Here is a 16,923-nt window from a genome sequence, read left to right on the forward strand (position 1 = left end):
CCGCATGTCCAGTGCGCAACGCATGAAGGCCCCGCCCCATGGCAACCCAAGATCTGATGAATGTATATTTTGATATCATTGCCCGGATACTGGAGATGTTGGGCGTGTCCGCCATCATCGCAGGTGCTGCGTTTGCCCTGTTCGAAGTGGTGCGCAATCTGGTCCGGGGTTGGGACGGGCAGAAAATATTTGACCTTTTCCGTACACGGCTGGCGAAAAGCATCCTGATCGGGGTGGAGTTCCTGATTGCTGCCGATATCGTGGGCACCGTCATTATCGAACCCTCGCTGGACAGCCTTGGTACATTGGCAATGATCGTGCTTATCCGCACCTTCCTGAGCTTCACACTGGAGGTAGAGATAGAAGGCCGCTGGCCCTGGCAACGCGGGCGCAACCGCCATGAAGATGACTGACCCACGACACTAGGAAGGCACCTATATGCGCCGGGAAACGGCCTCAGCGTAAAGGCAGGCACCCCCGGCAGCCCTGCGCTGCGGCCTGGCAATCACCACGCGCACAAGTCGGGGGGGGGGCAGCAGGCTTACGCGGTGCTCAGATCACCGCGCACTGGCCTGATGGCCTGCGCTGCGCCGCGATTTGCCAGAAAGGTCGGGCGTGGCGCAGGGGCAGCAAATGGCGCGACCGGTTGGTTCGACATCGCATTATAAACAAAGAACGCATTGGACCGCGGGAAGGGTGTGACATTGCTGTTTGAGGCATGCAGCGTATTGCATTCGAAAAAGACCACAGTGCCCGCTGGCCCGGTCGCAGCATCCAGCCCGGCATCCCCCGCAAGCTTTTCAAGCACCACATTTGACGGAACGCCAACCTCTTGGCGCTTCAGGCTTGTCTTGTGGTTGGCCGCCGGGGTTTCCCCCTGACAGGCGATGAAATGCCGGTGCGAACCGGGGATCAGCATCAGCGGCCCGTTCAGCGCGCTGTTATCGGTCAGCAGGATCGAGGCCGACACTGCACGCATGCGTGGCATGCCATCCTCTGCGTGCCAGGTTTCGAAATCCGAATGCCAGTAAAATTCTTTCCCGATAAAGCCGGGTTTGTAGTTCAGGCGGCTCTGATGCAGATAAACCTCGTCGTCCAGCAGGAAACGCGCCACATCGGCAATCCGTGTGTCAGCCGCCAGTCTGGCAAAAAGCGGGCTGTGTTCATCCAGCCGGAAAATAGTGCGCACCGCGTCTGCGCCGGGTTCCGTCACCAGATCCTCGGTGCGGATATCCTGCCCGTTGGCGCGCAACCGCGCCGAGGCCGCAATCAGCCGGTCAATTTCGTCGTCACTGAACAAACCCTTGCAGACCAGATACCCGTTGCTTTCATACGCCTGCGCCTGCGCTTGTGTGATTGGCGCGCTTGCGGTCCAGTCCCGCCACAATATCGGGTCTTTGCGCGGCACAAGACATTCGCGGTCCTTCTGCCGGGTGGGATAGGAATCCATCGCGGTAAACTGACTGGTTCGGTGGGTGATGTTCATCGAAATAACCTCCTCTCTCTGTCAGGTCTTTCTTCTCTGTGCGCCTGCCAAATACGCAGACGCGCACAGCCATAACCGCCGATATACGGGCGGGGTTCCAAATCCTGTTGCGGATCATTCGCCCCGGCATTGGAACCCGGCGCAGCCCGAAGGGCCGGAACAATCTGCGTTCCCGCGTGTTCGAATAATGCATGCCAGAAAGGAGAGGAGCGATGGCCAGATGCGCACAATGCGGAAACGACTATGCGCATTCCTTCGAAGTCACGATTGCCGGGGCAAGTTACAGCTTCGACAGTTTCGAATGTGCAATCCATAAGCTCGCCCCCGAATGCGGCCATTGCGGCTGCAAGGTTGTGGGGCATGGCACGGACAAAGCAGGCGTCACCTATTGCTGCGACCATTGCGCGCAACACGGGTCAGCCTGACAATGAAGGAGGACAACTATGCCGGAACATGACCACAGGAAAGACACTGCAGATGCGCTTCGTCACGATCTTGACGCGGGCCGCGGCCGCGACAAGACCAGCGCGCCGGACCCCGCTGCCGCGCCCCTGGGCACTGATGACGAAGCGGCAGGAACCCCGATCAGCCCGGAACAGGCCAGTCGCGCGCGCGACAGGGAAATTCACGCCGCAGGCCCCGCTCCCGGCGTCATCCCGCCTGCGATGACCAATGTCGCCGGGTCGGGCAACGCAGCACCCGACCGCCGCGAAACCGTTTTCCCTACAGATATGCCGCCCACGAAACCCGGTACATCCGGAAGGGCCATAAGATGGGTGATCGGCGTGTTTGTGGCAGTCGTCGTCCTATGGCTTCTGCTTGGGCTATTCGGACAGTCCTGAAAACGGCGCTGGCCGGGTTCTGCCGCTGAGCACTGAGAACGGCATTCCCCCAGGCTTCTTTTTCCACCCTTGAAACAGGAGGCGCGCATGCCACGCGGTGACAAATCCAGATATACCGACAAGCAGAAACGCAAGGCCGAACACATTGCCGAAGGCTACAAGGAGCGCGGCGTAGACACGAAAGAGGCCGAGAAACGCGCCTGGGCGACGGTCAACAAGGATGATGGCGGCGGCAACAAAAGCGGGGCGGGCCGCGGCACGCATACCGGGAACCCCGCAGCAAAGAAAGGCGGCAGGAAAGGTGGTGAAGCCGCAGCCGCGCGCCCGGCAGAAGAACGCGCGGAATCGGCCCGCAAGGCCGCTGAAACACGCAAGCAGAACAAAGGGGATGGGTAATCCCCCCTGCGCCCGCCGGTGTGCAAGCGTGTTCGCAGGCCGGGCCGCTCGCAATCCGGGTACAGGCGTTACAACCCGGTACGGCCCGCGACACCCGCCGCGCTTCAGATCATCGGCTTCCCACCAGTGACCGCGATTGTGGCGCCTGACACATAGCTGGAAGCGGCTTCCGCCAGCATGACATAGGCCGAGGCCAGTTCAACCGGCTGCGCAGGGCGTTTCATCGGGTAATTGGCACCGAACTGCGCAACCGTTTCGCCGGGAAAGCTGCCGGGGATAAGCGGCGTCCAGACGGGACCGGGCGCCACGCAGTTCACACGGATCCCCTTGTCAGCCAGCATCTGCGCCAGCCCTGCGGTGAAATTCTGGATTGCGCCCTTGGTGGTTGCATAGGCCAGCAGGCTGGGATTAGGCATATCCGAATTGACCGATGCAGTATTGATGATCGACGCGCCCTTGCCCATCTGGCCGACCGCTGCCTTGGAAAGGTAGAACATGGAATGAATGTTGATCGCGAATGTGCGCTCCCATTCCTCATCCGGGATATCATCAAGTTCCCCGAAACTCTGCTGATGAGCGGCATTGTTGACCAGAATATCCAGTCGCCCGAATTCGGCGGCCACGGTTTCAACAATATAGCGGCAGTGTTTCGGGTCGGATATGTCACCGGGCAACAACAGGCATCGTTGGCCGCAGGCCTCAATATGACGGGCCGTGTCCTTCGCGTCCTCGGTTTCTTCCAGAAACGAGATCGCGACATCGGCACCTTCGCGCGCATATGCAATGGCCACAGCCCGCCCGATACCACTGTCCCCCCCGGTGACAAGGGCAGATGCGCCGCGCAAGCGCCCATGCCCCACCCATGTTTCCTCGCCATGGTCAGGGCGTGGGTCCATCTGTGTGAAGGTTCCCGGTAGCTGCTGCGTCTGTTCCGGGAAGGGGGGATGGGGGAAGTGCTCCGGATGCCAGCCCGGATCCGTCTGTGGTGCGGCCCCGGTGCCGGGCTGTTTCATGGTATTGCCAGCGCCCGCGTTCATATCCGTGCGATGGTGGCCCGCCGGATCAATCTGTTGCTGACGCTGATCAATCACGCGGGGGTCTGCGCGACGCAGGGCTTCGTTCGCGGGGGGTGTGTCCTGCACATCGGGCGCGGTGGGGTTTTTCGGTAAGGTCATTTCGCAAGCTCCCTTTTACAACTGCTACCCACCCAACATGTGGCTGGCGCTATTGTTCCGCAGGCAAGGCTTTCCGGACCGCACCACACATGCAGGGGAACAACCGCCCGCCCAAAGCGTTCAAGTAGCGGAACAGGTAAGTTCCGGGGCACCGCAAGACTGACCGGAGGTATGACATGCAGATCAGAAATCTGATCCTCGTATGCGCAGCAGGCTTTTTCGCGGGGCGTGCCACTGCGCGGCGCGCCCATGTCGGCCGCCCCCCAAGAAAGGCAGCGAACATCCGCAATGCCGGTCGTCGTCAGATGACGTCACCACCCAAGAACTGGGACATGGTGGATGAACGCAGCGACGAATCCTTTCCGGCCAGCGATCCGCCGGGCACCTACTGAATGATCGCGTTCCGGCAGGGGGGCATGCCCTGATACCGGGTCAAGCGCGCTGCGAGCTCCGTCAGGCGTTGATCACCCGGGACGACAGCGGGAACGAAGGCAAACATGTAATGGGTGAACTGGTTGGTCGCGCGCAACTGCTTTTTGTCTGGAAACTGCGCGGCACACGCTTGGCAAGCGTTGACGGCGCAACATCCGGGGCCAGCCATCACATACCCTTGCAAGTTGCAAATGGCCGTGGCGGGGGTTCGGGCCACCGCCACGGCTGCAAGGGTTAAACGCCCAATGGCAGCCCGTAATGGCCGTGAACCCGGCGGTCGTATTCAGGGTCGACCCAGGGGTCTTCGTCACGCGCGAAACTCGGGCCGCCTTCAAGCTGTTCACGCGGGATATTGACGACATATCCGCCAAGAGCGGTATCGTAATCCAGCGTATCCCATGGCAGCGGGTGGTAGCGTTCCCCGATGCCCAGGAACCCGCCAAAGGACATCACGGCATAGGACACGCGGCCCGAATGTCCTTCCGGGCCGCTGATGCGCGGATCATTGTCACGCAACGGGCAATAATGCATCGGGCAGGTTCTGGTAGCACACCGGCCGCAGGAACCGGCGGATGGACAAGGTGCCCACCGATGTTGCGCCGAAATTGGTTGATGCCGGATAAGGACCGCCATGGACCATGCTATCGGCCACTTCAACCCCGGTGGGGAAACCATTGGCCAGAACGCGTCCTGCTTTGCGTTCCAGCACCGGCAACAGGCGCTGGCCCAGTTCAGTGTCCTCTGCGTCCAGATGCAGGGTGCAGGTCAACTGGCCTCGCAGGGCATGCGCAAATTCCAGCATCTGATCTGCGTTCCGCGCGCGGATGATCAGGCCCAACGGACCGAAAACCTCTTCGCCAAGTGCATGATTGGCCAGCCAGAATTCCGCTGTGGTTTCAAACAGATATGGCGTGGCGTTGCGCAAATCACAACTTGTTTTCAGCAGGGTCTGCACGCCTGCGGTTGCCGCCACCCGGTCGCGCCCGGCGCGGTAGGCCCCCGCCATGCCGTCGGTCAGCATGGTCTGGGGGGCAACGCCTTGCAGCGCTTCTGTTGCTGTTGCCGCGAACTGATCGGCCTGCGGACCATCCAGCAGAACCGCAATGCCAGGATTGGTGCAGAACTGCCCCGCGCCCATGGTCAGGCTGGCGGCCCAGCCTTTGGCGATGTCACCGCCGCGCGCATCCAGCGCCTGTGGCAGGATGAACATGGGATTCACACTGCCCAGTTCGCCGAAAAACGGGATCGGTTCGGGGCGTGCCGCACACAGGTCAAACAGCGCCCGCCCCCCGGTCAGCGAGCCGGTGAACCCCACGGCCCTGATCAGCGGATGGGTGACCAGCGCCTCGCCCACATCGCGCTTGCCACCCTGAATCAGGGAAAACACGCCCGGATGCAGCCCGCAGGCTTTCGCCGCCGCCGTGATTGCATCGCCGACCAGTTCGCCCGTGCCGGGATGGGCGGAATGGCCCTTGACCACAACCGGGCAGCCTGCCGCAAGGGCCGCCGCTGTGTCACCCCCACCCACTGAGAATGCCAGCGGAAAGTTTGATGCCCCGAACACGGCAACAGGACCGATGGGGCGCTGCATCATGCGCAATTCCGGGCGTGGCAGCGGCTGGCGGTCGGGCAGCGCCGGATCATGGCGGCTATCAAGATAGTCACCCTTGCGGATGTGTTCAGCGAACAGGCGCAACTGGCCGGTCGTGCGCCCGCGTTCGCCCACCAGCCGCGCATCCGGCAGGCCGGTTTCCTGCGCGCCGATTTCGGTAATCGCATCGCCACGCGCGTCAATTTCATCTGCGATGGTGTCAAGAAATCTGGCGCGATCATTGCGCGAGCTATAGCCATAGGACCAGAACGCGGCTTCCGCAGCTTCACAAGCGCGCGCGACCAGATCCGGCGTGCCGACGGAAAATTCATGCGGGTGACCATGCGCCGGACTGGACGGAAAACGCGCGGCGCCTGCCACCTGTTCGCCCGCGATCAGGTGCTTGCCGTGGGGGGTATGGGTCATGTGAGTACCTTTCAACGTCCGGTTTTCTTGCGCCATTCCGCAAATGTGGCGAGGTTCTGCTCATCCGTGGGCGGGTAAAGGCCAATCACGCCCGCGCCCGCTTCGACCTGTTCCAGAACAAATTCCTCATACACTTCCATCTCGGCGCATTCTTTCGCAATTTCTTCGGCCAGATGGGCGGGAATGACCATGACGCCATCGCCGTCACCCAGCAGCACATCGCCGGGAAACACCGCAACACCGCCGCAGGCCACGGGAATGTTGATATCCAGCGCCTCATGCAGGGTCAGGTTGGTGGGCGCAGAGGGGCCGGCGCAATAGGACGGCATGTCCAGCGCGCCGATGCCCGCCATGTCGCGAAACCCGCCATCAGACACAACACCCGCCGCGCCGCGCATGGCCAGCCGTGTGATCAGGATGGAACCGGCCGTTGCGGCGCGCGCATCACCGCGCGCATCCATGACCAGCACGTGGCCCGCAGGACATGTTTCAATCGCCACGCGCTGGGGGTGGTCGCGGTCGCGGAAAACAGTGATGGGGTTGCGGTCCTCGCGCGCGGGAATGTAGCGCAGGGTGAATGCCTGCCCGACCATGATTTCGGATTTGGGCGCGACAGCGCGCACCCCCTGAATGAACTGGTTGCGCAGACCGCGCTTGTAAAGTGCTGTTGCCACCGACGCGGTTGAAACTTTCTTCAGCGTGGCGCATGTGCTCTCGGAGAGGGTGTATTCGGTCATCGGTCTATCCTGTCAGATCAGGTTATTGCGTTTCAGAAACTGGTTCAGGCGCGATTGCTGGCTATCCGTCAGCGGCCATGCTGACGGGGCGCGCGTGGTGCCACAATCATGGCCGGTTGCCTGCAACGCCGCCTTGACGCCAGTGACATTGGTGCCGTTCATTTCCTCGGCGCGGATATCCTCGAATGCACGCATATCTGCGATCAGCGCGTTTGCGCCTGCGTAATCGCCCGCTTCCAGCGCTGCATGAATGGCAAGCGAGCGTTCGGGCCAGACATTGATCAGCCCCGACGTGAAGCCCCGCGCGCCAACCGCGTAGAAGACCGGCGCCCAGACTTCGGCCAGCCCCCCAACCCATGTGATGGCGGGGTCACAGGCGGCGATGGCCTCGGCCAGTTTCAGAGGGTTGGGCGTGGCCCATTTGACACCGCGCACATTTGGCACCGCGCAAAGATCGGCGATTGCCCGCGTGCCAATCGCGTCATTGCGCAAATACAACATCATCGGCAACCCGCCGGAGGCATCGTTGATTGCGTGCAGGTAATCAACCACACCGCGCGGGGCCACAAACGGGTCTGGCGGCTGGTGTACCATCAGCGCTGTCGCCCCTGCATCGGCTGATGCCCGCGCCAGCTGTTGCGCATCGCGCAGACCGCGGCCAACACCGGCCAGAACGGGTGCGCGGCCACCGACCAAGGCGACGACTTCGCGCGCCATGGTGCAGGCTTCGTCGGTGGTCAGCGCGTAAAACTCGCCGGTGTTGCCATTAACCACCGGCATGTGCAGGCCCGCGTCAAGCGCGCGGTCAAGGATCGGGGCAAGGCGGTCGGGCGCAATTTCGCCCGCGCTGTCATAGGGGGTGACCAGAATGCCGGAAATACCGCTAAGGGCTTCGTCGAGTGTCATATGCGTTTCCATCAGTAAATGTCCGGCTCGCCTGCGGCGCGGCCGAAATCGCGTTCCAGAAAGTCGAAATCGCAGCCTGTATCGGCCTGGGTGACATGTTTTGAGAACATCCATCCCCAGCCGCGCCCGAATTTTGGTTCAGGCACAGGCAGGGCGGCGCGGCGCGCGGCCAGTTCGTCCTCCTCCACCAGCATGTCCAGCCTGCGCGCGGGCAGGTCCAGCCGCACGATATCGCCGGTTTTCAGCAATGCCAGCGGCCCGCCGACATAGCTTTCGGGGGCCACATGAAGCACACACGCCCCATAGGATGTGCCCGACATGCGCGCATCGGAAATGCGCAGCATATCGCGGTGGCCTTGCTTGATCAGCGCCTTGGGAATGGGCAGCATCCCCCATTCGGGGAAGCCCGGCCCGCCCAGCGGCCCGGCGTTGCGCAGGACCAGCACATGATCTGGCGTGACATCCAGATTTTCATCATCCACCGCGGCCTTCATGTCGGGGTAGCTGTCAAAGACCAGCGCAGGCCCCTCGTGGACATGGTATTTCGGATCGCAGGCGGCGGGCTTGATCACCGCCCCGTCGGGACATAGATTGCCGCGCAGCACGGCCAGTGATCCTTCGTGATAGACCGGATTCGACAGCGGGCGAATGACATCATCGTTGAAGACCTGCGCACCTTCCAGATTCTCGCCCATACTTTTGCCGGTGACGGTCATGCAGCTTGTGTCAAGGCGTTCCTCGATCTGCTTCATCAGGGCGCGAAGCCCGCCTGCATAGAAGAAATCCTCCATCAGGTAATCCTTGCCCGCAGGGCGGACATTGGCGATCAGCGGCGTGGTGCGCCCCAGCGCATCCAGATCATCCAGCGTCAGGTTCACACCCGCGCGGCGCGCCATGGCAATCAGGTGAACAACAGCATTGGTGGAACAGCCTGTCGCCATAGCCACGATGGCGGCATTCTTGACTGCCGCTTCGGTGACAATCTGGTCGGGGGTCAGGTCTTCCCACACCATGTCGACAATGCGTCGGCCGCAATCAGCCGCCATGCGCTGATGGCCGCTGTCAACCGCCGGAACCGACGATGCGCCGGGCAGGGTCAGCCCCATCGCATCGGTGATCGCGGTCATGGTGCTGGCCGTGCCCATGGTCATGCACACCCCGGCGGAACGTGCGATACCACCCTGCACCCCCTGCCATTCGTCATCAGAAATATTACCTGCGCGCCGTTCGTCCCAGTATTTCCAGGCATCCGACCCCGACCCCAGCGCGCGGCCCGCATAATTGCCGCGCAGCATTGGCCCGGCAGGCAGATAGATCATCGGCACACCCGCTGTCAGCGCGCCCATCACCAGCCCGGGCGTGGTCTTGTCACAGCCGCCCATCAGAACCACCCCATCCAGCGGGTGTGAACGGATCATCTCTTCCGTTTCCATGGCCAGCATGTTGCGATAAAGCATCGAGGTGGGTTTGGTGAAGCTTTCATCCACCGAAAGCGACGGCAATTCGACAGGAAAACCACCCGCCTGCAACACGCCCCGTTTCACGTCCTTGGCACGTTCGCGGAAATGCGAATGACAGCTGTTCAACTCGGACCAGGTGTTCAGAATGCCGATCACGGGCTTGCCCATGAAATCGGCCTCGGAATAGCCCAGTTGCATCAACCGCGACCGGTGGCCAAAGCTGCGCAGATCATCAGGGCCAAACCACCGCGCAGAGCGAAGGTCAGAAGGGGTTTTGCGGGTCATGTATTTTTGCTCCGGTCTGGGTGGTCAGTCCTGCACATTGGGCAGGGTCGCGATTTTATGAGGACGCAGCGCGCCATAGACCTGCCAAAGGATCGACAGCGCGGCAAGGGCCAGGAAGGTGCCCGAGATGGGATTGGTCAGGAAACCAGTGAAATCACCCGCCGACAGTTGCAGGCCCCGGCGGAAATTTGTCTCGGCCATGGGACCAAGAATGAACCCTATGATGAACGGGGCGGTGGGCATGCCCGCCTTGGCAAAGGCGTAGCCCAGAATGCCGAAGGCAAGGATCGTCCAGACATCGAAAATACGACTGCCCAGACCAAAAGCCCCAACAGCACACAGCACCAGAATGATCGGCAGCAGAATATGCTTGGGGATGGCCAGAAGCCTGATGAAGATACGCAAGCCGACGAATTCAAGGATCAGCATCATCACCGCAGCGACGACAAGCGCAGCAAAGATGGTATAGACCAGCGGCCCTTGCGTGATAAACAGCATCGGCCCCGGCTGAATGCCATGGATCATCAGCCCGCCCAGCAGGATTGCCGTCACCGCATCGCCGGGAATACCCAGTGTCAGAAGTGGGATCATCGCACCGCCGATACCGGCATTATTGGCGGTTTCGCTGGCAACGACGCCTTCAATCGTGCCTTTGCCGAATTTCTCTGGCGTTTTTGAGCGCTTCTTCGAGACAATATAGCTGATGATATTCGACGTGCCTGCGCCGATCCCCGGCAGAATACCGATTGAAATGCCAATCACGGCAGAGCGGATGGCGTTCGGAATCTGGCCCAGAAATTCTGCCATGGAAAAACCAAAACCCTTGATCTTGACCAGCAGTGGCGGGGCGGGCGGCGCGGCGCCTTTGCGGTGGGCATTTTCGGCGACACGGATCACCTCTGCCACAGCGAACATGCCGACCAGCACGGTCAGGATGGAAAAGCCCGCATTGATTTCCACCCTGCCAAAGGTGAAGCGCGTAATCGCATCGACGGGCGCAATACCGACGGTCGAAATCGCGAAGCCCGCAACGCCTGCGAATATGCCCTTGATCATCGACCCGGAGGACAATGTGGCAATTAGCGTCAACGAAAAAACGGCGATGGCGAAATATTCATGCGGGCCAAAGGACAGTGCGACACGCGCCAGTGAGGGCGCGATGAACATCAGCGCGCCGATGGACAGGATCGTGCCGATAAAGGAAAACACGATACCCACGCCAAGCGCCTTGGCGCCTTCACCCTTTTCCATCATCGGCGCACCGTCAAAGGTGGTGGCGATGGAAGACGGCGTGCCGGGTATTTTCAGCAGGATGGCAGAAATCAGCCCGCCTGACGTGGCCCCCACGAAAAGTGCTATCAGAAGCGAAATGCCGGCTGCCGGCCCCAATGTATAGGTCATTGGCAGACACAGCGCGATGGCCATGACGGCGGTCAGCCCGGGCACCGCGCCAAACACGATGCCCACGGCCACACCCAGCGTGATCAGGACAAAAATCTGCGGGGACAGGACATTGCCGAACCCCGCGAGCAGAAGATCAAGCATCAGCCGGGCTCCTTATGGCAGATAGGGGGTCAGCGGGCCGCCCGGCAGCATCAGCCGGAACCCATACCGAAACGTCACGAAGATCAGCACCGCAGCGACCACCGCCAGCACCACATAAAGAAACAGACGCGGCTTTTGTGTCGCAGGCGCAAGAAGGCAGAACTGCGCGAAAAGAAACAAGGCGGCGGCAACCGGAAAACCAAGCGGCCGCAGCGCCGCAATAAAACACGCAACCAGCCCGAGGGTGGCCATCACGGTCAGGATCTGGCGGGGTTGCAACCGCTCAGACGCAGTGGATGGCAGAAAGCCGGTCCGGCGCAGTGTCACAATCACCTGTAGCAGGCCAAGCCCAACCATCGCCGTCCCCAGCGCATAGGGGAAAAACGTCGCATCCACAGCGCCCCGGCGCGGCAACTGCATGGTCATGAACAGGTAACCGATCCCTGCACCGAGCATTGCCAGCCCGATGATGAGTTCAGAATTGCGCGACATTTCGACTCCCCCGAAACATATGTGTATTGACCGACAGGCAGCCCGTCTTGCCGGGCCTGCCTGTCGGCCTGTCGTCGGTCAGTCCGGGTTTAACGCGCGGACTGAAGCACTTCGCGGAAGGGCATGTATGTGTCGCGAATGGCATTCAGCCGCTCCATTGCGGCATCATGCGCAAGGAAGGACACGGGCTGTTTGAAGCCCTGCTCCAGATCCGCAGCATATTCCGGGATTTCGGTAATCTGGCGCATGATGTCTTCCATCTTGGCCACAATTTCCGGATCCGTACCCTTGGGGAAGGCGATGATATAGGGGTTGTTCATCACGAAATCGACGCCCTGTTCCGCGAAGGTCGGAATATCACCCAGCAGTTCGTTGCGGGTTTCATTGGGCTGTCCCAGAACGACCATCTGGCCTGCGGTGTGATAATCCTGAATCGCACCATAGGCGATGCCGCCCACGTCAATCCGGCCACCCAGAAGCGCCGCGATCTTGTCCGAGGCGGAACCCGTATCAACCACACGCATGTCAGCGCCGGTTTCCTGCTGGAAAATCGTGCCCTGCAGATGCGAATAGCCGCCGAACTCGGTCCCGAAAACCACGCTTTGCGGTTCTGCGTCAGTGCGTGCGACCAGTTCGTCAATGCTGGTAATGCCCGATTGCGCGCTGGCCACGAAAACCGCGCCCTGATCAATCCCCGGGATGCAACAGATTTCGAAATCATCAATGCCGTAATCTGCAAGCCCCGACACTTCGGTGACGATCAGATGGCCAGTATGACCGAACAGCATGGTGTAGCCATCAGGATCAGCATCCTTGACCGCCGAGGTTGCAATGGTTGCGCCGCCGCCGGGCATATTGGTCACAACCATGGACCCACCGGTGATCTGTTCGAAATAGCGCGCCATCGTGCGGGTGTTGAAATCGGTATCGCCACCGGGGCCCGCGCCGATGATCACATTGATGGTGCGGGTCGGCCAGTCGGTTTCAGCCTGCGCGGCCGATACGGACAAGGCAAGGGCGCTGGCCGTTGTCAGAACGGTGAAACGGAAAGTCATGGGTGCTCCTCCACTAGCATATTGGTCAGTTGAACCGTTCTGAAGTATTAATATATTAATGATCAGAAGGCAAGCTTCTGCTACGATAAGGCAATTCGCCTTTGAAAGCGCGCGTCTGCTGGCATAAGATCGTGAAAAAATAAGGCACTGAACCACGTCATGACAACGCCCAAGCGCAAGCAATCCCGAGCAGATGTAATATACGAATCGCTGCGGCGCATGATTGTGACACTGGAATTACCCCCCAAGCACGTCCTGCAGGAACGCGAACTGGCCGAGAAATTTGCCGTGAGTCGCACACCGGTGCGTGAAGCAATCCTGCGCCTTGCCGAACAGGAACTTGTCGTCATAGCACCCCAGCACGGCACATTCGTGGCCGCCATCAGTCCCGATTCCGTGCGGCAGGCGCATTTCCTGCGCGTCAATCTGGAAACGCCTGTCGTGGATATGCTGTGTCAGGCTGGCGAACTTGACCTGTCAGTACCGCGCGCCGTGATACTGGAACAGAAACTGGTCGCGCGGCACAATTCATATGCCGAATACATGCCGCTTGATGATCGCTTTCACCAGTCCCTGTTTGAAATCGCGGGTATGGGCGGCATCTGGCAGGTGATTCATGCCCGCAAGGCGCATCTGGATCGCATCCGCTTTCTGAAAGCCGCCGAGCGTAGCGAACTGGATACGTTGACACGCCAGCATGAAGCGATCCTTGACGGGATTGCAAATCGTTCGCGATTGGGCGCGCAGGAACTTATCCGCGCGCATGTTTCCGGCTCTCTGGCCTTCATGCAATCCCTGTTACACAGCAATCCCGAGTTGTTCGAGCAGACCGCAGAGCCTTGACACCGACGGCAGGAGCGCTTCTAATATATTAGAACCTTAGTGGAGCGCATCAGTGGACGGTCGTATTACCCCTGCCACAATGTCAATTTACGACGCGTTGCGTGACAGGATCATTACGCTTGATATCGCGCCCGGTGCGCTGCTTAGCCGTGCCGGGATCATGCAGCAGTTTGACACCAGCGCCACCCCCATCCGCGAAGCATTGCGTGCCTTGCGTGACGAAGGGCTGGTCGAAATCCACCCACAGGCCAGCACCCGCGTCAGCCGGATTGACCTGTCGCAGGCCACCCAGACCCATTTCCTGCGAAGCACGCTGGAACAAGCCATCGTTGCCCAGATCGCGGAAACCGGGGCATCTGGCGTTCATGCGGAACTGTCCAGTATCGTCGAGTTGCAACGCGACTGTGTGGCCGCAAACGACCTGGCCGGGTTCCGTCAGCTTGACCTTGCATTCCACCAGACGCTGTTTCGCGCAACGGACCGGCTTGCCCTTTATAAACTGATCCGACGGGAAAGCGGGCATATCGACCGCATCCGTGCGCTGCATCTGCCGCGTGCGGATAAAACCGCGCAAATTCTTACTGACCATGACCGAATTGTTACGGCTTTACGCCTTGGCGACCCGCAGCTTGCAAAGGAACGGATGCGCCTTCATCTTTCGCATACCATCGCGCTTGGTCCCGCGTTGAAACAGGAATTCCCTGCATACTTCGTCTGAATGCAGGGCCGTGCTGTAGCCTGGGTCGCGCAGGCCATTTCATAGTCGTGATTTTCCCGGCATGTCGCGAATGTCCGGGCATTTACACTATATGGCCCGCCCCCTGCGGGTTCTGGTCTGCGCCCCGGAAGATGCCAGTTACGCAAAACCCGGCATCGACCGGATGCGCGGATCAGGCCCCGTAAGGCACCCAGATATTCTTGATCTGTGTTGCGCGGTGCAGGAAGGCGCGGCCCTGCCCGTCAGCGCCGGACCAGTCGCGGGCACCGTCGAATTCCGTCCATGTTTGCTTCAGGTTGCCCGCGCTTTCGACCTCTACCATCGCGCCACCGTCGCGCCCGCCCACATACCACATTCCCGCGACACCATCATGTTCCGCCAGTGTCTTCGCCAGTATGTCGCGCGGGCCGGTGATGATATTGACGACACCGGCAGGAATATCCGACGTTTCAAGAACCTGATACAGGTCAGTCGCCGCCAGTGGGTGCACCTGCGACGGCACCGCGACCACAGTATTGCCCATGGCGATGGCGGGCAGCACAAGGCTTATGAAACCCAGCAGCGGCACCCCAGTCGGACAGACCACGCCCATCACACCAAGCGGTTCGGGCATCGCCAGCGTTACATGCGCTGATTTCGTATGATGAACGGCACCATCGAACTTGTCCGCTTGCGCGGCATACCAGAAGCAGCGCCGGATTGCGGTTTCCACCTCGGCCCGCGCGGTGGCGCCTTTTGTGCCGAAGCTTTCCAGACGTGCCGCAAATTCATTTGCGCGCGCCGAAAGGTTTTCTGCCAGATAATAAAGCACCTGCGCCCGGTTGTGGCCCGTCGCACTGGCCCAGCCACTGACTTTGCCCGCCGCCTCCACAGCGTTGCGGATATCCTTGCGATTGCCCAGACCCGCAAGCCCGGCAGCACCCTTCCTTCCTGCTACTGCATAGGCATAGCCGGAGTCAGGCCGCGCCTGTTTGCCACCCACGAAAAGTTTCGCGGTCCGGTCAATCGCCGCATCCGCACCGCCCCCGTGGGGCGTGGCCTGCAGTTCGGGCAATTCGGCGGGCGTGCCCGTCGGGGCGGGGCGGCGCAGATAGGCCATCATGCCCTCGCGGCCCCCTTCACGCCCGAAACCCGACTCTCGGTAGCCGCCAAAACCCGCGCCCGCGTCGAACACATTGGTGCAATTGATCCATACCACCCCCGCCTTCACCTGCGCAGCAATATCAAGGCACAGGTTCACATTCTCCGACCAGATCGAGGCCGCCAGCCCATAGCGCGTGTTATTGGCAAGCTCCACTGCGTCTGTGGGGCTGCGGAAGGTGGTCATCGTCACGACCGGGCCAAATATCTCTTCGGTTGACAGCACATTTGCGGGCTGCACATTCGTCACAATCGTCGGCGGATAAAAACAGCCTTCGGGCGCATCCCCCTGATGCAGCACCGCACCCTGCGCCACGCCTTGCGCCACCAGCGCCCGGATCCGGTCCAGTTGCACGGGATGCACGATTGCGCCCATGTCAGTGCATTTATCAAGTGGATCACCCACCCGCAGCACCGCCATCCGCGCCTTCAGCAATGATTCAAAGCGCGCGGCAACCGCCTCGGCCACCAGAATGCGCGCGCCAGCGCAGCAAACCTGCCCTTGATTGAACCAGATCGCATCGACCACGCCTTCTACCGCTGCATCCAGATCCGCATCGGCAAAAACCACGAAAGGTGACTTGCCCCCCAATTCCAGCGTCAGCGCCTTGCCCGACCCCGCGATCTGACGCCGGATAGTCTTGCCCACCTCTGTCGAGCCGGTGAAGGCAACCTTGTCCACCCCCTTGTGGCCGGTGATGGCCGCACCTGTCGCACCATCGCCTGTGACAATGTTGATAACGCCTGCGGGCAGTCCTGCCTCGGCGCAGACCTGGGCAAAGGCCAATGCCGTCAGCGGGGTATATTCCGCAGGCTTCAGCACCACCGTATTTCCGGCCGCAAGCGCGGGCGCGATCTTCCAGGCCAGCATCAGTAACGGGAAATTCCATGGGATTACCTGCCCGCAGACACCATGGGCCGCATATCCCGGCAGTTCGTCGGCGGCAATCTCTGCCCAGCCGGCATGGTGGTAGAAATGGCGCGCGACCAGTGGCACGTCGATATCGCGCGTCTCGCGGATCGGTTTGCCGTTATCGATGGATTCCAGCACGGCAAGGAAACGGGCATGCTGCTGGACATGGCGCGCAATGGCATAAAGGTGGCGCGCGCGCGCGTGACCCGAAAGCTTCGCCCAGTTTGCTTGCGCCTTCCGCGCGGCATGCACCGCCGCATCCACATCTGCTGTCGTCCCTTGCGTAACACACGCGATAACACCGCCCGTTGCCGGGTTATGCACCTCAAAGCCAGGTCCGGGCGCGGTGAAAACACCATTAATGAAATGACCGAAGCCATCCGCATGCGCGTCGAGCCAGCCCTGCACGACAGAAGAATCCTCGGGCGCGGGGCCATATTCCATGCTCTTAAGTATCTCCTTGATGCTCATCAGTGTCCCT

Annotated in this window: 18 protein-coding genes; 7 read left to right on the plus strand and 11 right to left on the minus strand. The window is 60.9% G+C overall.

Annotated features, from left to right (window positions below; all coding sequences use genetic code 11):
* The first annotated feature begins 38 nt into the window (after positions 1–38).
* Positions 39–413: a DUF1622 domain-containing protein gene (locus PUT78_RS16940; protein WP_274353462.1), complete on the plus strand. Its 375-nt coding sequence runs from the start codon at positions 39–41 to the stop codon at positions 411–413.
* A 128-nt stretch (positions 414–541) separates the two neighbouring features.
* Here PUT78_RS16940 and thpD read toward each other — a convergent pair whose 3' ends face one another.
* Positions 542–1,486 carry an ectoine hydroxylase gene (thpD, locus tag PUT78_RS16945; protein ID WP_274353463.1) on the minus strand — a complete coding sequence of 315 codons (945 nt, stop codon included), beginning with the start codon at positions 1,484–1,486 and terminating at the stop codon, positions 542–544.
* Between the two features lie 212 nt (positions 1,487–1,698).
* Between thpD and PUT78_RS16950 the strand changes: the two genes are divergently transcribed.
* From PUT78_RS16950 to PUT78_RS16960, 3 genes are all read left to right on the plus strand, one after another.
* Positions 1,699–1,911, plus strand: coding sequence for a hypothetical protein (locus PUT78_RS16950; protein WP_274353464.1), 213 nt, complete (start codon positions 1,699–1,701; stop codon positions 1,909–1,911).
* A gap of 18 nt (positions 1,912–1,929) precedes the next feature.
* Positions 1,930–2,328 carry a hypothetical protein gene (locus tag PUT78_RS16955; RefSeq protein ID WP_274353465.1) on the plus strand — a complete coding sequence of 133 codons (399 nt, stop codon included), beginning with the start codon at positions 1,930–1,932 and terminating at the stop codon, positions 2,326–2,328.
* A gap of 87 nt (positions 2,329–2,415) precedes the next feature.
* Positions 2,416–2,724 carry a plasmid stabilization protein gene (locus tag PUT78_RS16960; protein ID WP_274353466.1) on the plus strand — a complete coding sequence of 103 codons (309 nt, stop codon included), beginning with the start codon at positions 2,416–2,418 and terminating at the stop codon, positions 2,722–2,724.
* A gap of 104 nt (positions 2,725–2,828) precedes the next feature.
* On the opposite strand, the gene PUT78_RS16965 is transcribed toward PUT78_RS16960, so the two are convergent.
* Positions 2,829–3,737: an SDR family oxidoreductase gene (locus tag PUT78_RS16965; RefSeq protein WP_274353495.1), complete on the minus strand. Its 909-nt coding sequence runs from the start codon at positions 3,735–3,737 to the stop codon at positions 2,829–2,831.
* Between the two features lie 338 nt (positions 3,738–4,075).
* Here PUT78_RS16965 and PUT78_RS16970 point away from each other — a divergent pair, with 338 nt between their 5' ends.
* Positions 4,076–4,291 carry a hypothetical protein gene (locus PUT78_RS16970; protein ID WP_274353467.1) on the plus strand — a complete coding sequence of 72 codons (216 nt, stop codon included), beginning with the start codon at positions 4,076–4,078 and terminating at the stop codon, positions 4,289–4,291.
* 274 nt (positions 4,292–4,565) lie between these two features.
* On the opposite strand, the gene PUT78_RS16975 is transcribed toward PUT78_RS16970, so the two are convergent.
* The 8 genes from PUT78_RS16975 to PUT78_RS17010 all read right to left on the minus strand — a co-directional run bounded on the left by PUT78_RS16975 (position 4,566) and on the right by PUT78_RS17010 (position 12,828).
* Positions 4,566–4,862: a PRC-barrel domain-containing protein gene (locus tag PUT78_RS16975; protein ID WP_274353468.1), complete on the minus strand. Its 297-nt coding sequence runs from the start codon at positions 4,860–4,862 to the stop codon at positions 4,566–4,568.
* On the minus strand, positions 4,840–6,348 hold the full coding sequence (locus PUT78_RS16980; protein ID WP_274353469.1) for an aldehyde dehydrogenase (NADP(+)): 1,509 nt from the start codon (positions 6,346–6,348) through the stop codon (positions 4,840–4,842). The genes PUT78_RS16975 and PUT78_RS16980 overlap by 23 nt, the downstream gene beginning before the upstream one ends.
* A gap of 11 nt (positions 6,349–6,359) precedes the next feature.
* Positions 6,360–7,085, minus strand: a complete 726-nt coding sequence (locus tag PUT78_RS16985; RefSeq protein WP_274353470.1) for a ribonuclease activity regulator RraA — start codon at positions 7,083–7,085, stop codon at positions 6,360–6,362.
* Between the two features lie 12 nt (positions 7,086–7,097).
* A complete protein-coding gene (locus PUT78_RS16990) occupies positions 7,098–7,991 on the minus strand; it encodes a dihydrodipicolinate synthase family protein (RefSeq protein WP_274353471.1) in 894 nt (297 codons plus the stop codon).
* Between the two features lie 11 nt (positions 7,992–8,002).
* Positions 8,003–9,736 (minus strand): L-arabinonate dehydratase, encoded by a 1,734-nt coding sequence (araD, locus tag PUT78_RS16995; RefSeq protein WP_274353472.1) that lies wholly within the window; start codon positions 9,734–9,736, stop codon positions 8,003–8,005.
* A 24-nt stretch (positions 9,737–9,760) separates the two neighbouring features.
* Entirely contained in the window at positions 9,761–11,281 is a 1,521-nt protein-coding gene (locus PUT78_RS17000; RefSeq protein WP_274353473.1) for a tripartite tricarboxylate transporter permease, read from the minus strand.
* Positions 11,282–11,293: 12 nt separating this feature from the next.
* Entirely contained in the window at positions 11,294–11,773 is a 480-nt protein-coding gene (locus PUT78_RS17005; RefSeq protein ID WP_274353474.1) for a tripartite tricarboxylate transporter TctB family protein, read from the minus strand.
* A gap of 89 nt (positions 11,774–11,862) precedes the next feature.
* The gene (locus PUT78_RS17010) at positions 11,863–12,828 is read right to left on the minus strand and encodes a tripartite tricarboxylate transporter substrate binding protein (protein WP_274353475.1); all 966 of its coding nucleotides are present in this window, start codon (positions 12,826–12,828) and stop codon (positions 11,863–11,865) included.
* A gap of 159 nt (positions 12,829–12,987) precedes the next feature.
* Here PUT78_RS17010 and PUT78_RS17015 point away from each other — a divergent pair, with 159 nt between their 5' ends.
* Both PUT78_RS17015 and PUT78_RS17020 read left to right on the plus strand, forming a co-directional pair.
* The gene (locus PUT78_RS17015; RefSeq protein WP_274353476.1) at positions 12,988–13,671 is read left to right on the plus strand and encodes a GntR family transcriptional regulator; all 684 of its coding nucleotides are present in this window, start codon (positions 12,988–12,990) and stop codon (positions 13,669–13,671) included.
* Between the two features lie 52 nt (positions 13,672–13,723).
* Positions 13,724–14,389 (plus strand): GntR family transcriptional regulator, encoded by a 666-nt coding sequence (locus PUT78_RS17020; RefSeq protein WP_274353477.1) that lies wholly within the window; start codon positions 13,724–13,726, stop codon positions 14,387–14,389.
* Positions 14,390–14,561: 172 nt separating this feature from the next.
* Here PUT78_RS17020 and PUT78_RS17025 read toward each other — a convergent pair whose 3' ends face one another.
* Positions 14,562–16,913, minus strand: a complete 2,352-nt coding sequence (locus tag PUT78_RS17025) for an aldehyde dehydrogenase family protein (protein WP_274353478.1) — start codon at positions 16,911–16,913, stop codon at positions 14,562–14,564.
* Positions 16,914–16,923: the final 10 nt, after the last annotated feature.

It is taken from the genome of Roseinatronobacter alkalisoli, from assembly GCF_028745735.1.
Lineage (GTDB): Bacteria > Pseudomonadota > Alphaproteobacteria > Rhodobacterales > Rhodobacteraceae > Roseinatronobacter > Roseinatronobacter alkalisoli.

Excerpts from the sequence above, each read along its gene's own strand:
- PUT78_RS17005 (WP_274353474.1), bottom strand. The coding sequence starts at position 11,773 with ATGTCGCGCAATTCTGAACTCATCATCGGGCTGGCAATGCTCGGTGCA.
- PUT78_RS16970 (WP_274353467.1), top strand. The coding sequence starts at position 4,076 with ATGCAGATCAGAAATCTGATCCTCGTATGCGCAGCAGGCTTTTTCGCG.
- PUT78_RS16975 (WP_274353468.1), bottom strand. The coding sequence starts at position 4,862 with ATGCATTATTGCCCGTTGCGTGACAATGATCCGCGCATCAGCGGCCCG.
- PUT78_RS16990 (WP_274353471.1), bottom strand. The coding sequence starts at position 7,991 with ATGACACTCGACGAAGCCCTTAGCGGTATTTCCGGCATTCTGGTCACC.
- araD (WP_274353472.1), bottom strand. The coding sequence starts at position 9,736 with ATGACCCGCAAAACCCCTTCTGACCTTCGCTCTGCGCGGTGGTTTGGC.
- PUT78_RS17025 (WP_274353478.1), bottom strand. The coding sequence starts at position 16,913 with ATGAGCATCAAGGAGATACTTAAGAGCATGGAATATGGCCCCGCGCCC.
- PUT78_RS16965 (WP_274353495.1), bottom strand. The coding sequence starts at position 3,737 with ATGAAACAGCCCGGCACCGGGGCCGCACCACAGACGGATCCGGGCTGG.
- PUT78_RS16950 (WP_274353464.1), top strand. The coding sequence starts at position 1,699 with ATGGCCAGATGCGCACAATGCGGAAACGACTATGCGCATTCCTTCGAA.
- PUT78_RS17000 (WP_274353473.1), bottom strand. The coding sequence starts at position 11,281 with ATGCTTGATCTTCTGCTCGCGGGGTTCGGCAATGTCCTGTCCCCGCAG.
- PUT78_RS17015 (WP_274353476.1), top strand. The coding sequence starts at position 12,988 with ATGACAACGCCCAAGCGCAAGCAATCCCGAGCAGATGTAATATACGAA.
- PUT78_RS16985 (WP_274353470.1), bottom strand. The coding sequence starts at position 7,085 with ATGACCGAATACACCCTCTCCGAGAGCACATGCGCCACGCTGAAGAAA.
- PUT78_RS16960 (WP_274353466.1), top strand. The coding sequence starts at position 2,416 with ATGCCACGCGGTGACAAATCCAGATATACCGACAAGCAGAAACGCAAG.
- PUT78_RS16980 (WP_274353469.1), bottom strand. The coding sequence starts at position 6,348 with ATGACCCATACCCCCCACGGCAAGCACCTGATCGCGGGCGAACAGGTG.
- PUT78_RS16955 (WP_274353465.1), top strand. The coding sequence starts at position 1,930 with ATGCCGGAACATGACCACAGGAAAGACACTGCAGATGCGCTTCGTCAC.
- PUT78_RS16940 (WP_274353462.1), top strand. The coding sequence starts at position 39 with ATGGCAACCCAAGATCTGATGAATGTATATTTTGATATCATTGCCCGG.
- thpD (WP_274353463.1), bottom strand. The coding sequence starts at position 1,486 with ATGAACATCACCCACCGAACCAGTCAGTTTACCGCGATGGATTCCTAT.
- PUT78_RS17010 (WP_274353475.1), bottom strand. The coding sequence starts at position 12,828 with ATGACTTTCCGTTTCACCGTTCTGACAACGGCCAGCGCCCTTGCCTTG.